Source organism: Mycolicibacterium doricum (assembly GCF_010728155.1).
In the GTDB taxonomy this organism is placed as follows: Bacteria; Actinomycetota; Actinomycetes; order Mycobacteriales; family Mycobacteriaceae; genus Mycobacterium; species Mycobacterium doricum.
Genome location: NZ_AP022605.1, coordinates 996592 through 1010758, shown reverse-complemented (window position 1 = coordinate 1010758; position 14167 = coordinate 996592). Strand labels below are relative to the sequence as shown.

At 64.7% G+C, this 14167-nt stretch carries 10 protein-coding genes and 5 pseudogenes; 8 read left to right on the top strand and 7 right to left on the bottom strand.

Annotation, left to right across the window (positions count from 1 at the left end):
• Window positions 1-110 precede the first annotated feature (110 nt).
• Window positions 111-629: a hypothetical protein gene (locus tag G6N07_RS05025; protein ID WP_133055547.1), complete on the top strand. Its 519-nt coding sequence runs from the start codon at window positions 111-113 to the stop codon at window positions 627-629.
• Complete coding sequence (locus G6N07_RS05020) at window positions 592-1515, top strand: hypothetical protein (RefSeq protein WP_133055546.1); 924 nt, start codon at window positions 592-594, stop codon at window positions 1513-1515. The genes G6N07_RS05025 and G6N07_RS05020 overlap by 38 nt, the downstream gene beginning before the upstream one ends.
• A 371-nt stretch (window positions 1516-1886) precedes the next feature.
• On the opposite strand, the gene G6N07_RS20905 is transcribed toward G6N07_RS05020, so the two are convergent.
• Together G6N07_RS20905 and G6N07_RS21170 are read right to left on the bottom strand one after the other, a co-directional pair.
• Entirely contained in the window at window positions 1887-2069 is a 183-nt protein-coding gene (locus G6N07_RS20905; protein ID WP_197913013.1) for a transposase, read from the bottom strand.
• A gap of 59 nt (window positions 2070-2128) precedes the next feature.
• Window positions 2129-3049: pseudogene (locus G6N07_RS21170) on the bottom strand (helix-turn-helix domain-containing protein); the annotation flags it as partial.
• Between G6N07_RS21170 and G6N07_RS19945 the strand changes: the two are divergent.
• A complete protein-coding gene (locus tag G6N07_RS19945; RefSeq protein WP_220096636.1) occupies window positions 3030-4031 on the top strand; it encodes a hypothetical protein in 1002 nt (333 codons plus the stop codon). The pseudogene G6N07_RS21170 and the gene G6N07_RS19945 overlap by 20 nt on opposite strands.
• A gap of 206 nt (window positions 4032-4237) precedes the next feature.
• Here G6N07_RS19945 and G6N07_RS05005 read toward each other — a convergent pair whose 3' ends face one another.
• Together G6N07_RS05005 and G6N07_RS05000 are read right to left on the bottom strand one after the other, a co-directional pair.
• Window positions 4238-5038, bottom strand: coding sequence for a transposase family protein (locus G6N07_RS05005; RefSeq protein WP_085190010.1), 801 nt, complete (start codon window positions 5036-5038; stop codon window positions 4238-4240).
• A 330-nt stretch (window positions 5039-5368) separates the two neighbouring features.
• Window positions 5369-6451 (bottom strand): annotated as a pseudogene (locus tag G6N07_RS05000) (AAA family ATPase); the annotation flags it as partial.
• An 82-nt stretch (window positions 6452-6533) separates the two neighbouring features.
• Between G6N07_RS05000 and G6N07_RS04995 the strand changes: the two are divergent.
• A pseudogene (locus G6N07_RS04995) lies at window positions 6534-8218 on the top strand (IS1634 family transposase).
• 104 nt (window positions 8219-8322) lie between these two features.
• On the opposite strand, the pseudogene G6N07_RS04990 reads toward G6N07_RS04995, so the two are convergent.
• From G6N07_RS04990 to mobF, 3 genes and pseudogenes are all read right to left on the bottom strand, one after another.
• Window positions 8323-8769, bottom strand: a pseudogene (locus G6N07_RS04990) (AAA family ATPase); the annotation flags it as partial.
• A 24-nt stretch (window positions 8770-8793) separates the two neighbouring features.
• Window positions 8794-10064 (bottom strand): IS3 family transposase gene (locus tag G6N07_RS04985; RefSeq protein ID WP_099050197.1). Its coding sequence is split into 2 segments (ribosomal slippage): window positions 8794-9785 and window positions 9785-10064, totalling 1272 coding nucleotides; the frame shifts between segments, so codons are not numbered across the junction.
• 51 nt (window positions 10065-10115) lie between these two features.
• Window positions 10116-11390, bottom strand: a pseudogene (gene mobF, locus G6N07_RS04980) (MobF family relaxase); the annotation flags it as partial.
• 476 nt (window positions 11391-11866) lie between these two features.
• On the opposite strand from mobF, the gene G6N07_RS04975 reads away from it, so the two are divergent.
• Genes G6N07_RS04975 through G6N07_RS04960 form a run of 4 tightly spaced genes read left to right on the top strand, consistent with a single transcriptional unit; the run spans window position 11867 to window position 14098 of the window.
• Complete coding sequence (locus G6N07_RS04975) at window positions 11867-12046, top strand: helix-turn-helix domain-containing protein (RefSeq protein ID WP_064917597.1); 180 nt, start codon at window positions 11867-11869, stop codon at window positions 12044-12046.
• Window positions 12043-13386 carry a site-specific integrase gene (locus G6N07_RS04970; protein WP_109749304.1) on the top strand — a complete coding sequence of 448 codons (1344 nt, stop codon included), beginning with the start codon at window positions 12043-12045 and terminating at the stop codon, window positions 13384-13386. The genes G6N07_RS04975 and G6N07_RS04970 overlap by 4 nt, the downstream gene beginning before the upstream one ends.
• Before the next feature lie 35 nt (window positions 13387-13421).
• Entirely contained in the window at window positions 13422-13772 is a 351-nt protein-coding gene (locus G6N07_RS04965; RefSeq protein WP_085190014.1) for a type II toxin-antitoxin system RelE/ParE family toxin, read from the top strand.
• A gap of 2 nt (window positions 13773-13774) precedes the next feature.
• On the top strand, window positions 13775-14098 hold the full coding sequence (locus tag G6N07_RS04960) for a type II toxin-antitoxin system RelB family anti-toxin (protein WP_085190015.1): 324 nt from the start codon (window positions 13775-13777) through the stop codon (window positions 14096-14098).
• Window positions 14099-14167: the final 69 nt, after the last annotated feature.

Sequence of the window (14167 nt, the reverse complement as noted above, 5' to 3'; positions counted from 1 at the left end):
AGACCGCTCGGGGCCTTCGCAAAAGCTTCGAGGACTGCAATATCGAGACCTGCCCGAGGCTTGACCGACCGCGCTGCCCCTTGTGGGGCTTACAAAGCTATACGTGTCCCATGTCAGCGCGCGTCACGCGGGGTATCTGGATACCGCTCGCTGGGGCCTTGCCCGCGCAGGTCGAGGCAGAAACGGTCTACGTACTACCGACGCGCACTTCGGCTGAGGACACTGACGAACGTTTTCCGTTGTATACCGACAACGTTCGTTACTTGCCTAAGGTGGCCCGCGCTGGGGGCGCCGCCGTAGAGTTTTCGACCCCTGCAAATTCGCGGAGATACTTGCAGGAGTTCAGTGCTGTCGAAGTTTGGGCACTCGCTGTCGCCGTCGTGAGTCTCGCAAGCGACTGGTTGATCCCCACGATTCAGCACTTCATTGAAATACGTCGACAGTCTCAAGGCTGGACGACGAGCGAAGCAGAGGCGCTGCCCTTGAAAGTCTCCATCGCCAAGCTGGATATGAACGCGGGAATTTCGGAAACCTACGAACTTGAGGGCAGCGGCGCGGACGTTATGGACGCGCTTAATCTGCTATCAAAAGGTGATCAACGCCGACTCACGGATGACCTTGAAGAATAAGGGCCTGCAGTTCAAGGCGACGGTAGTTCAGTGGGGGCCAGTTCCACCCGCGGGCGGCCCGAGTCGGGTCCGCTATCTTGATGTGAATGGTCGCCGGGCTTTGCAGGTGGCCGACGATAAATTCGCCGCTGTTATGCAGATGCTTGACGCACAGCGGGGCTCAGTGCCCGTCATGCACATGCCTCTCATGGAGGACGATGACGATGCACGCCTGCGTATTCAGAGCCGTCTCCGCGCGCAGTGGGACGAATTCACCACGACGCTTAGCCCAGATCTTTTGCAGGAGATTGAACCGCGAATCCGCAAGTCTGAGAAATCAGCTGTTGCCGCTCTGAATTTCCTCGAGGATCACAATCTGAGCGAAACCGCACACGAGGCAATCCATCGAGCGGCTTTCGTTCGACGAGGGCTTTTCGGCTGCCCAATCACATTTCGCGACGGTGATTTTTGGACTAGTTGTTCAATTCGGATGTCGCACATCCGTATAGGTATGTCCGCGGGCCTGACAAGCGAATTCGAGTGTTCAGTATGCGACCGTCTCGTGGATGAGTGCGACCACACCACGGGGCTTACGTATGACAAGGTTGCCGAACGGGACAGCGCAGGGGATTGCACTGTTTGCAAATCCAAGGATTGCGAGCACCGAATCGGCTCCACGTATCCAATACTCGCGTACGGAAACGCGCGTAACGTAATGGCTCACGAAGTCTCAATGGTTGCCCGTCCTAGATATCCACAGGCGCGTTTCACCGAGCTCACGCTGGATCTTAGCAATTCTCGTCGCTACGAGATTTTGAAATGGGGAGCCGAGCAAGGTTATCTTCATTGCGACGGCTGCTTGGGCCCATGCAAGGGGTTCAGCGGGATGGCGGACGCGGAGCCATAGATAAGTTATGGGTAAATGTCGCAGCAGCTCGTCGCTGACAAGCATTGCATTGTCGGACGCGAGCCCTCCCCTTGCGGGCGTGTCCAACGTGAGTGCCAAACGAGTCCTCGGTCCACTACGAAATTGACGTTGACTCTTCACCTGCGGTATGTGCGGCGACAAGCGCCGAATGACGAAGGCCCACGTACCTCCACGGTGCGCCGGCAACGAAATGCTCGTGAACCGGTTCTCTCTGCGGGTTAGCGGGCACGAGGTGGATGCTGGCCGTAATGCAATGTGCGGAATGCATTTCTACGGGCATTGCAGTGATTGCAACGGCAAAGCGAGCGCTTACGATGCGGCATACGGGCTCTTCGATTTTGAGCGGGCAATCAGCATGATGTCTGGGTTGCGGCCCGCTGTTTGCGGGTGCAGTGGAATCGTATCCGGCGGGCCGAGTTGTCTCGATTCCGGAAGCCGCAGCCGACGCGCTTGACCTGCTTGACGAGCCGGTTGTATCCCTCGGTGCCGGCGTTGGTGATTCCGGTTTGGATGAAGGCGTTGATCTCGGGCACCAGGTGTCCACGGTGGCGGCCAGGGTCAGCAGTTCCGGGATTTGCGAATCGATGCACCAGGACAGGAACCGGTGCAGGCGGTGCCGCGTCAGATGCGGGTCGCCGCCGACCCGCACGGTGGACAGCACGGTGCGCAGCTCTTCCTTGGCGATCCACGCTGAGAGGATCTGTGCGCTGTCGTCCTCGGCGACGATCGCATTCCACATCTTCGCGAAACTCTTGTCTGACAGACATTCCCGTGCGCGCAGCAGCCGTCGGCGGTTCGCCCATTCGGGATCGAGTTTACGGCCGCGACGATCACGGAGGTCCCAGGTTACGCGGCGGCGCACCTGGTGACCGCGTCGTTGCCGAGCTTCACCAGATGGAAGTGATCGACCACGATCGTCGCGTTCGGCAGCAGGTCCGGGGTGCGGGATCGCCGTCGCGTAGACCGCGGCCGGGTCGATGGCCACGAACTGCACCCCGGCCCGGAACTCCTCGCTGCGTTCGCGCAGCCAGTCGATCACGGTGGCGCTGCTGCGGCCTTCTCGCTGACCGAGCAGGCCCTGATCGCCGGCCAGGTCGACGAACCCGGTGTCCCACGGGTCCACCCGCGTCCACCGCTGCGTCGCGGCGCAGCGTTCCCACCTGGGCTTTCCGCGACGGGTCTCATCGATGCCCAGCACCGCGGCTGGCTGTGGCTCAACCAGCAGCGACTCGGCGTGTGCGACGAACGCGCGGTGCGCGGTCGGCCACGACACGCCGTGGCTGTCTGCGACCTCGGCCACAGAACGGGCCGCATCCCCAATCGCCGCGCCGACCTGAGTGCGCAACCGCAGGGTCGTGCGAGCCCGCGCCGGCACCTGCGCGATGGACTCGGTAAAGGATCCACGTTCGCAGTAGTCCTCCCGGCAACGCCAGCGGGTCTTGTTCCACTGCAGCATGATTCGTTCCTCACCGTACGGGATATCCTTCGGCGCGGTGGCGACTCGGGCCTTCACCGAGGTGGACAACACCCCACACGACGGGCACGCCGCCGCCGACTCGCTCGCGGTCACCGCGTGTACTACCCGTGTCCCGTCGGCCCAGCGCTCGACACGCTCAACCCTCACTCCTGGCAGCCCAAACAACAATGTCGTACCGTCGGACACGGCCCTTGGTTCCCTTCGTCAGCCTGAATGCTTCGCAACTTTCAGACTTCCGAAGGCCAAGGGCCTCCCCACGCAGCGACACGCCCTACGAGAGCGAAATCACAACTGCCCCATTAAAATCGAAGAGCCGGCATACGGCCAGTTTGCAAATGATCTACGCGTTGTATGGATCAAGAACTGGAATATCGAGGTACCCCGCCTTATCGCAATGCCGCCAGTTTTGATCGATCCAGGCGCGGTAGCTCGCTCGATCCTCATCGGTATGTGTGCAACGGGGCCTTCGATTCAACGCCAGTGGACGAGTCTTGCGGAGGGGCTCCTGAGCGGCGGCCCTTTTCAAATGCCGTCGAGCATCGGTATATATCTGGCGTTGGCTCGCGGCAAAACAGCCCGCGTCGCGGGTCCCATCGCCGGGTTTCACGTTACCGGGCCTTACGTGCGTCGAAATCTTGCCGGCGTGCCGCGCGGAATTAATGCTATTGCATCGGTCTACTTTCCGCCTCTCGCCTGGGAGCTGGTCCATAAGAGTAATACCACGCTCGTAGATGACGCCTGGGTTGACGTCAGCTGCTGGACGGAGTTACATCCGGGCGAGATTCACCCGTTCACCGATCTTGTTTCTGGGCTACCCGCTGTATGCCACTCCTGGCATCACCCGTCTCGCAATGAGGGTTGGGCCGAGCTGATGGACTCCAACCTGGTCGCCATTGTGGAGTGCTTCAACGTCGAAGGCGGCCCAGCAGATTTCGCGACGCCGCCGACCGTGAGCAAGCGCGCGCACATCACCACCGATGAGATCGAAACGCTGGCTCGCCGGCATCCTATGCGGTAGGTAGATCTACTCCATTGGCCAGACAGAACCAGGGATCGCCGCGTGCACCGATGCGCCCCGCAATTCGCCTATGCTTCATCACGGAGTGCCACCGAGGCGACTCGTAGAAATCTGTTGAGCTGAGGTCAATTTGCACCGAAGCTCGCGCGTCGACAAAATGTGCGCGGCCAACACATTCGGTGCGGATAACGTGGACTGACGTTTTCTCAGTAGTTTCCCCTCTGGAGAGTTGATAGGACGATTGCGGCGGCAACAATCTGGCCGATTCTGGTTGGGCACAGTCTGATTCGCCGGAGACACCGCCAGCGTTCTTTGAGTTCGGCATTGGCGCGTTCCCCGATTGCCCGGGTCGCGGTCAGCAGCGTGTTGTAGCTGCGATTGGCGACATCGAGGTCGCGGCCTTTGACCGGGCTGTGCACCCCGATCCCGGCGCCCTCGTATCCCTTGTCCGTCAGCGTCGGCACGCCGTCGGCGGCTGCCTTGTACAACGCGCCCAGACAGTGCGCGCGGGCAGCGGTGATGTCGTGCACGCTGCCCGGTTCGACCTCGCTCGACCACACCGGGAACCCGCCCGGGTCGGCGAGGATCTGCACGTTGCCGCCCTGAGTCTTGTGCTTGCCCGAGTACCACAGGTGATGACCGGCCTCGGCGCGCTCGTTCACCCGGTCGATCTCGATCAGCGTGCCGTCCAGCGTCAGATGCGACCACTGTTCCCGCTTCGCCCGGTCGAGCACGTCGTGCAGCTCGGGTGTTTGTTCGGCGATCACGTCGATCGCCTCGTGCAGGTACCGGTAGGAGGTGGAGATTGGCAGCTCGGCCTCGAAGGCCAGCAGCCGGATCGGGGCGTCGTCGCGGAACCAGCGCAGCACCAGCTTGGCCTGCGTGCGGGCTGTGCCCGCGCGACGCCCGGCGCGGGTGCCGATCTCGCGCCGGTGCGCGTGCAGCAACGCGGTCACATGAAGCAGGGTTTCCTCGGGGACGTCGCAGATGGCAGAGTAGGTGAACACGTGGGGTCCTCTTGCAGCGGAACGGCTTTCTTCGTCGGAACCGATCCTTGAGCAGGGACCCCACGTCCTGCTCTCACGACACGCCGGAAACTCCAGTCACACCAACCTCACACGCCCCAAGTGAGAAAACCTCACTGATACCGATTGTGGTGCTAGTCATGCCCACGGGGGCAATCACGAAGCAGACTGTGCGAATCGATGAGTTCGCGAATACTTCTGGTTTTCATATGATTCCGGCAATCCTCGATGGTGATGTGTGTCAAGTTGATGCTTGGTGGTAAAGGGATCGCGATAGCACAGTTTGTGTAGCTCGTCGCGACCTTGGTGAGCTTAGAGATCCAGACCGTTGTCACTACCTCGGCTCAGGCTGATGCCTCGGTCGCGCGCCAAATCCTGTCCCTGGTTTTGTTGAGCGATCGCGGCCTTCCAACTGCCGAAGGCCTCTCGTCGAGATTCGATCGCGTCGGTGCGGCAGCTCACGAACCCCGCGACGATTGCGGGCATCGCTGCGAGATTCGCCTGGGAGGCGATTTGATGGGCAGTCTGCGGCGTGTCGTCGCGGGCAGTCAGGGACCGCACGAGTTGCGCCGCTTCGGTGGAGTTTCCGCGGGCAAGTGGTACAGACTCCAGCGAAGGAAGGTTCTCCACGGTGCGTTCGTAGAGGTGTGCGGTGTTGGTGTGGCGGCCGCGAGTCATGGCTACGTAGAGCAGGTTTCGGGTGCTGTTTTCGCCGAGGATGGCGTGGCTGGTGTCGGCGGTGACGCCTTGGGCGGAGTGCACGGTGACGGCGTATCCGAGGTTGATGTGCTCGCGCACGTAGTCCCCTCTGAAAACGGCACCGACGCCGTCATCGAGCCGCACCGCGGCGATGCGATCGTTCCTCTCGTCGACTGCGGCGACTCGCCAGCGGTTTCCGTTGCGGACCATCGGGGCGGACTCGGTGGCTTGTGGATTGTCGATGACCGTGACGTCGGGATCGTTGCGGCGGCTGACGATCAGATCCCCCACCCCGACCTGCTCTCCATTCGCGACGGTCAGGGTGGGCTCGTCTCTACCGATGCGTTGTCCATGGAGGCGCCAATTGAGCGCGCGGGCCATTTCGGTGGTGTCGCAGATCAACAGCGCGTCATGGCCTTTCGACAGGTCAGTCTGGTAGGCGGCGAGTGCGTCTTGGGCCATGGTGACGGCGTCACCGCAGTGCAGCCGGTCATGAGTGCGATACCAAGAGACGGCGCGGGCCACCTCGGCCGGGTTTCCGTCGCGCAACGCAAGTGAGGCGGTGCGTTCCTCGGGGTCGCGCATCCGCCACACCTCGGACAGTTTCTGCGTCCAGGGCAGGTCGTCGCAGAGTTGGGCGAACATGCCGCCACGAGCTTTGACCGGGGCCAGCTGATGCTCATCGCCCACTAGCGGGAGTTTCCGGGCTCTGTAGTTGACCGGCGTGTCTTGTGTTGTGGTGCTTGAGGTTTGTGTGACAGGAGTGTATTACCCATATATGGCGTCGATCGTGGGGAAGCGCCGCGGGCAGCAGACCTACTACTACCTGGTGGAGTCCGCCCGGGTGGGCGGCAAGCCACGCATCGTGTCCCAGCAGTATCTGGGCAGCGCCGAGGAGGTGCTGGCCAAGCTGACGCAGACGCCGGGCGGGCAGCCGGTCCGCAGCCAGCACAAGCGGTTCGGCGACTTGGCGGCAGTGTGGTCGATGCTGGTCCGGCTGGACGTGGCCGGCATCGTCGATGAAGTGGCGCCCCGCCGCGGGGATGCGGCCGCGTCGGTGGGCACCTATGTGGCGTTGGCGTGTGCGAACCGGATTGTTGATCCGTGCTCCAAGCGCGGCTTCGCCGACTGGTGGGACACGACAGCCGGGGGCCGGTGGGTGAAACTGAACCGGGCCGCGACCGATCACCGCCGGTTCTGGGATGCGATGGACCGCCTCGACGAGGTGCAGCTGCGGCAGATCGAGAGCCGGCTGTCGCGGGCGATGGTGACCGAGTTCGGGCTGGACCTGAGCGGGCTGGCGCTGGACATAACCAACTTCGCCACCTTCATCGACACCGGCAACCAGCGCGCGCCGATCGCGCAGCGGGGCAAGGCCAAGCAGAAACGCACCGATCTGCGGCTGGTCGGGTTGGCGCTGGTCATCACCCGCGACGGCGGGGTGCCGGTGATCAGCCATGCCTACCCCGGAGACCGGCCCGACGTCACCCAGTTCAGCGCGGTCATCGACGAATTGGTGACCCGCTATGCGGACCTGGTCGCCGGGGTGGAGTCGCTGACCGTGGTCTATGACGCCGGGCAGAACAGCAGCGACAACCACACCGTGGTGGAAGAGCATGGCATCGGGTTCGTCGGCTCACTGCCGCCCAGCGATCACCCCGACCTGCTGGCGATCCCCGACCGCTCCTTCCGACCGGTGGACCCCGACCGCTACCCGGGACTGAGCTACGTCGACACCACCGTCACCGCGCTCGGGGTGACCCGCCGCGCGGTGCTCACCCATTCGGCGAACCTGCACGCCAAGCAGGCCCGCGGCCTGGACCAGACCCTGGCCAAGGCGCGGCGCCGCCTGGCCGAGCTGGCCGCCAGGCTGGCCCGCGGCCGCACCCGCCGTGACCGCGACAAGGTGGAGGCCGAGATCGCCGCCATCTGCAAGCCCCGCTGGGTCGCCGACATCCTCACCGTCACGCTGACCGGCGACGGGCCCGCCGAACTGCGTCTGACCTGGCGCACCGACCCCCGCGCCCGGGCCCGGCTCGAGGCGCGGCTGTTCGGAAAACGGATCCTGTTCACCAACCGCGACTGGCCGGTGCCCGATGTGGTGGCCGCCTACCGGTCCCAATCCGACGCCGAGTTCGGCTTCCGCCAACTCAAAGACCCCCACGTGGTCTCGTTCAGCCCGATGCACCACTGGACCGACTCCAAGATCCGCGTGCACGTGTTCTACTGCGTGCTCGCCCTGGCCGTCGCCCACCTGATGCGCCGCCACGCCGACCAGGCCGGCCTGCACCTGTCAGTGCGTGAACTACTCGACCAACTCGCCGGCATCGAAGAAACCGTGCTGCTCTACCACGACGGCGCCAAGGGCCGCCCCCGCGCCCAACGCATGCTCACCGACATGACCCCCACCCAGCGAAAACTAGCCGACCTGTTCAACTTCACCAATACGCGCCCACCCGCTGACCCACCCACAGCGCCCCACGACACGTTGGGTAATACACCACCACTGCCCGAAAACACCGCGCCACCAGGCACAATCAAACCATCCCTCACCGTAGCCCGGAAACTCCCGCTAGGACTGTCTTCGCCCCGGCGGCAGTCGTCGCGGTGAGGAGTTGACGGAGATCGTTGGTGCCGACCATGGCGGCCTCGTCGACGACGACCAATGTCGCCGGGCTCAGATCGAGTTGGTTGTCGCGCAGCAGTTGGAGGGCTTTGGCGACGGTGTGGCCGGTGTCGCCGGCCCCCTCCCGCATCGCGACATCGACCGCCTTGCCTGTCGGGGCGAGGACCAGGATGTGGCCGTAGTGGCGGCGGTGCACCGCCGGCATCAAGGCGCGCATGGTGGTGGTCTTGCCCGCACCCGCCGGCGCGGACAACGGCTGCACCAACCATGGCGATGCGCCGATGTTCTCCACGGCGCGGCGCTGATCGGCCGAGAGTCCGGCGGTGTCTTCGGGCTTGATCCACAGCATGGCGCGCGGCTCCTGCGCATCGACCAGATCCAGTGAAGCATCCCCGGTTTCATGCACACCTCGTTACGTGTGACCGGTGTGCTCTCCGGCCTGGAGTCGAGCGTAGTACTCGGCCTCGACCTCGGCCGGTGGGATGCGGCCCAGGCGGTGCATGAGCCTGCGCTCGTTGTACCAGCTAACCCACCCCGAGGTCATGTTCTCCAGGTCGGCGACGGTTCGGATCGGCCCCGTACGAAACGGGGAGCCAGGGCGAACGCACTCGGTCTTGTAGAGCCCGATCGTAGTTTCGCACAGCGCGTTGTCCAGGGCATCGCCGACGGTACCGATCGAGGGGATCAGCCCCTCCAACATCAGCGTTTCGCTGTAATGGATTGCGGTGTACTGGCTTCCGGCGTCGCTATGATGGATCGTGTCGTTGAATGGATGGCCTTGACGGGCCCGGAAGATTGCCGCGTGGCGCAGCGCGCGCTCGACGAATCCGGTGTCTTTGACCATCGAGCACTCCCAGCCTGGGATCAGCCCGGCATAGGCGTCGACGACGAACGCGGTGTAGCCGAACCCACCGGTGTCCAGCGGGACGTAGGTGAAGTCAGCTACCTCCAGCAAATTGGGTGCGCCAACGCGCCAGTTGCGGCCCACCAGGTCCGGCGCCCGGTCCGCGGCCGGGTCGCGCTCGGTGGTGCGCGGCGGGCGGCGAGCACGCATGACGCCCCGCCAGCCGTTGTGGCGCATGATCCGTTCCACCGTGCGCCGCGCCACCGGGATGCCCTGACGTTGCAGGTGCGCCCACATCTTCAGGCTGCCGTACAGGCTCTCTGGTGGGTGTTTCCCGTCGGCGTCGGGTTCGTAGTAGCCGGCCAGGATCTCGGTGATCGTGGTGTCCCACAGGGCCCGTTTTGATGGTGCCGACGAGCGGTGTGCCCAGTAGGTGCGCGGGGCGATCGCCACGCCCTGGATCCCCAGGGCGCGGCAGATCGGTACGACCCCGAACCGCTCCTTGTGTTCGTCGATGAACGCACAGATCAGCGGTGTAGCGGGTCGCACTCCCGCGCGAAGAAAGTCGTTGCGGCCTTGAGGATTTCGATCGTGGCCTCAAGCTCCCTGGTCTTGCGGCGTAGCTCCCGCAGCTCCCGGCTCTCCTCGCTGGACATCCCTGCCGCCTCACCGGCGTCGACCTCGGCCTGGCGAACCCACTTGCGCAGCGTCTCCGCGTTCATCCCCAGCCGGCCCGCGATCGCCTTCATCGCCGCCCACTCCGAGTCGTAATCATCGCGGTGCTCGCGGACCAACCGCACCGCCCTGGCCTTGGTGTTCTCGTCGTACTTACTCGGCATCGCGCCATCCTTCCCAACAAAGGAAGTGCGCACAAAACCGGGGACGGTTCACAGTACCGCTTTCTCTTCATTGAGGATTTGATCGAGGGTGAACCGCTCATGTCCCTCCCGCTGATGCGCCGCCCGCGGGGCGGTCAGCCTGACCCCCACTTCGTCGACCGCAGCCTCCACCAGTTCCCGCGGTGACTGGTCGCTGTCGACGGGAAGGTGCGCGCCGACGATCTCGACCAGGTCCGCGCGGGTGAACGCCGCCTTCTCGATCTTCTCCGCGGCCGCGGCCAGGCGCGCACGGTCGAACGGCGTCCGCGCGGCCGCGCGCCGCGCCGCGCGCGCCGCCTCGAACGCTGCGCGGTCCAGGCGCAGACCCCGCGCATCGGCGCGCCATTCCGCGACCAGCTGTCCCCAGGCCAATTCTTCGGGCTTGCCGGGGCGGGTGGCTTTCTGCGCGGCGGCAAGCTGCGCCGCCGACAAGGGCCCATCGACCACCTTGAGATTGCCGGCGGCCCACTCCCGCAACGCGGTCGATCGTCGCGACCACGCGGTGATTGTGTCGCGGTCCACTCCAGCCAGCTCGGCCATGCCGGTCGATGAATCGACCGGCGCCCACTCGAACACCATGGACCGGTGCAGTTCCCGGCGCAGCGTGGCTTGATAGATCACTCCGGCGGCCCGCGCTTCGTGATACAGCGATGTGCCGTCGATCGACACCAGCTGTCCGTCGACGCGGGCCTGCCGGTTGGGGACGATGACGTGGGTATGCAGATGCGGATCCCCGCACCGCGACGTCTCATGCTGATAGGCCACCGCCACCAAACCGGGCAGCCGCACCAGATCCTTCTCACCGGTCCGTGGGTTGTGCACCCGCGTGTACCCCGCGTGCGTCGACACATACTCCATCGCCTCACGTAACGCGGTGTCATGCGCATCGGCCATCGCCTTCATCACGACGTCGTCGACGCGCAACGCCCGCACCAACGACACACTCTTCGGCGCGCAGAACGTCAGATCGAAGCCATGCACCCCGCGCTCCCCGAACGCCCGACCACGCGCACCGCTCGGGGCGACCCCGTCATCGAGCCAGCGCGCCACCACCCCCGCGTCAGCCTCCCCGCCCGCGCGCTGGGCGTCTGTCAACCCGACCAAAGCCGCCGCGCGGCGGGTGTCACCCGCGCACAACCACACCGGAGTGCGGGTCTCGTGTTCGGAGTAGTACTCCCCCAGCCCACCGCCGGACCGGGCGCGATCTTTGGACGCGCGCTCGGCCGCCTGGGCGGTGTCGATGTAGTAGTTGATCGACCACCGCTTCAACTTGGCGATCGTCAACATCGTCTCGCCCCTCCCGCTGGCGCCCGCGGCACGTGCTGCGCCACAGCCATTCTCGCACCGTTGTGCAAATGTGCCATGCAGAACTTTGGGGGTGTCGGGGATGTGAGACGAGGTGAAGCGCCTGGGATAAGAGTAAGGGAGGCAGCGTGTTTGGAGACGCAGCGGTATGCATGGTGATGCGATTGACGGAAAGTGAGGCGATGGCGGGAAGGGGAGGATAGTGTGTAGTAAGTCCGGGGGTGTGAAAAGCATTGCGACATTGCGCATTGCGTGACTCGTCGTGAGTCGATGCGCGAAAACTCTGCACAAACCTGTCGTGCCGCGAATTACAGTGGTGTTGGGTGCCTGATGAACCTCAGCGCAGCCAAGCAGAACCGTCTGCGACGTGACGTCGCGGCGACAAATTCCACACACGCGCTGCAGCACGTCGCACGAGCCGTAGCCCCACACAACTCCAGTGGAGGGTGGTGATCAAAATGGAAGACAACCCGTTCAAGGGACTCCCCCTGCTTCTCTCCGTGCCGCACGCCGCGGAACTGCTGGGGATCAGCCGAGCAGCGGCGTATCGCCTCGTGAACTCCGGCGAGTTGCCGGTTCGCCGGCTGGGCGGCCGCGTCTATGTCGTGACCTCAGGTCTCCGTGAGCTCGCGTCATGAAGGGATCGGTGTATCACCGGGGCGCGAAGTGGTACTACAAATTCCGCTCCCCACAACGTGATCCCGCCACCGGCACCTACCCATGGATCACCAAGGGCGGCTTCGACACCGAGCGGGAGGCGTGGAAGGCCTGCCGTGACGCGATGCGCGACGCGGACCGCGGCCGCATCGTCAAACCCTCCACCCGCACCGTCGGCGAGTTCCTCACCGAGTGGCTCACCGCGGTCGAACCGACACTCGACGCCACCACCTGGCGCAGTTGGAGCGATTACGCGCGGTGGTACGTCATTCCGCACATCGGCGGCGAGCGCCTCCAACGACTCGACGAACCCACCCTGCTGAAGCTCTACGCGAAGCTGCTCGCCGAGGGACGCGTCAAACGCGACAACGACTCGGTGATGTACGCGTACTGGTCGAAGCGCGCCGCGCGCGGAGCCGAGCCCACACCGCGTGCGGTGTCCGAGGCCTGCGGCACCTCGATTCACGCCGCCCGCGCCGCGGTGCGCCGATACCGCTCCGGCATCGTGCCGGAACCGACGCCCCGCGGTCTCGCACCCAAGACGGTCCGCAACGTACATGCGTTCCTGCATCGCGCCTTGGTCGACGCGGTCGCGTGGAAGTTCCTCACCGACAACCCCGCAAGCAATGTGAAGCCGCCACGACGGCCGCGCACCCGCCGCCAGGTGTGGAAGCCGGAAGAGATCCAGACCTTCCTCGCGTCCGTCCGGCATGACCGCTTCGGCGCGCTCTTCCTGCTGGAGCTCACCACGGGTATCCGGCGCGGCCAGATCTGCGGGCTGCGGTGGTCGGCCGTCGACCTCGACGCCGGCCACATCGCGGTCCACGACAACCGCGTGGTCGTCGGCGGGCAGGCCCGCGACAAAGCGGGAGGCAAGACCCGCAATGCCGACAAAACCATCTCGATCGACCGCGCCACCGTGGCTGCACTGCGCCGCTGGCGTGAGGTCCAGGACGGCGAGCGGGCGTTCTTCGGGCCGGACTATCACCCCGGCGGCTACGTGTTCACCTACGAAGACGGCCGGCCGTTGCACCCAGACTCGATCCGGCAGCGCTTCGACCGTCTGTCGGCCGCGGCGGGCCTGTCCCGCATCACCTTTCACGACCTGCGCCACTCGTACGCCACCGGCGCCCTGCGGGCAGGGGTCAATCCGAAGGTCATCAGCGAACGCATCGGCCACGCCAACGTCGGCTTCTTCCTCGAGACGTACGCCCACGTGCTGGAGAACGACGACCGGGAGGCCGCCGAGCAGGCGGCCGGGTTCCTGATCGGTGACGCGTGGGCCGACGACGAGGACGCCGACCCGACGGACCTCGACTGACGGAGTCTGACCGATATAATGCTGGAGTTATACTGATGGCGTGGGCGGTACTCCTGCTGGAGGAGGTCGAACGGTGGTACTTCACGCTGGACGACGACACGATGACGTCGGTGACTGGCGCCATCGACCTACTCGAGGCGGAGGGGCCCGCCTTGGGCCGGCCGACGGTGGACCGGGTAAACGGGTCGAAGTTCCACAACATGAAGGAGCTGCGTCCCGCCGGTACGAGCGTCCGCATCCTGTTCATCTTCGATCCGCAACGCCAGGCGATTCTGCTGCTCGGCGGAGACAAGGCCGGGAACTGGAGAAGCTGGTACGACAAGAACATCCCGGTCGCCGACGAGCGTTACGCCAGATGGCTGGCGACCGGCCACGGAGGTGAGTAGGCATGGCGCGCAACTGGCGTGAGATCCGGGCCGAGGCGGTGGAACAAGGTCGCGTCGACCCGGCACGCGCGGACTCGGCACGCAAGAAGATGCACGAAGCCGTCCAGGCCTATCGTCTCGCCGAGATTCGCAAGGCACACGGTCATGCTCGCCAGGCCGACGTCGCGGCGCTCATGGGCGTCTCGCAGGCGCGGGTGTCGCAGCTCGAGAGTGGCGACCTGGCGCACACGGAGTTGGGGACGTTGCAATCCTACGTGGCCGCACTCGGCGGGCACCTGCGGATTGTTGCCGATTTCGGCGGCCAGACAGTCGAGCTGAACGCCTAACATACGAGCCTCGGCTCATCCGTTTGCGACGCGACCTAAGCTGGTTTCATTCTCGGCGAATAAGGAGCG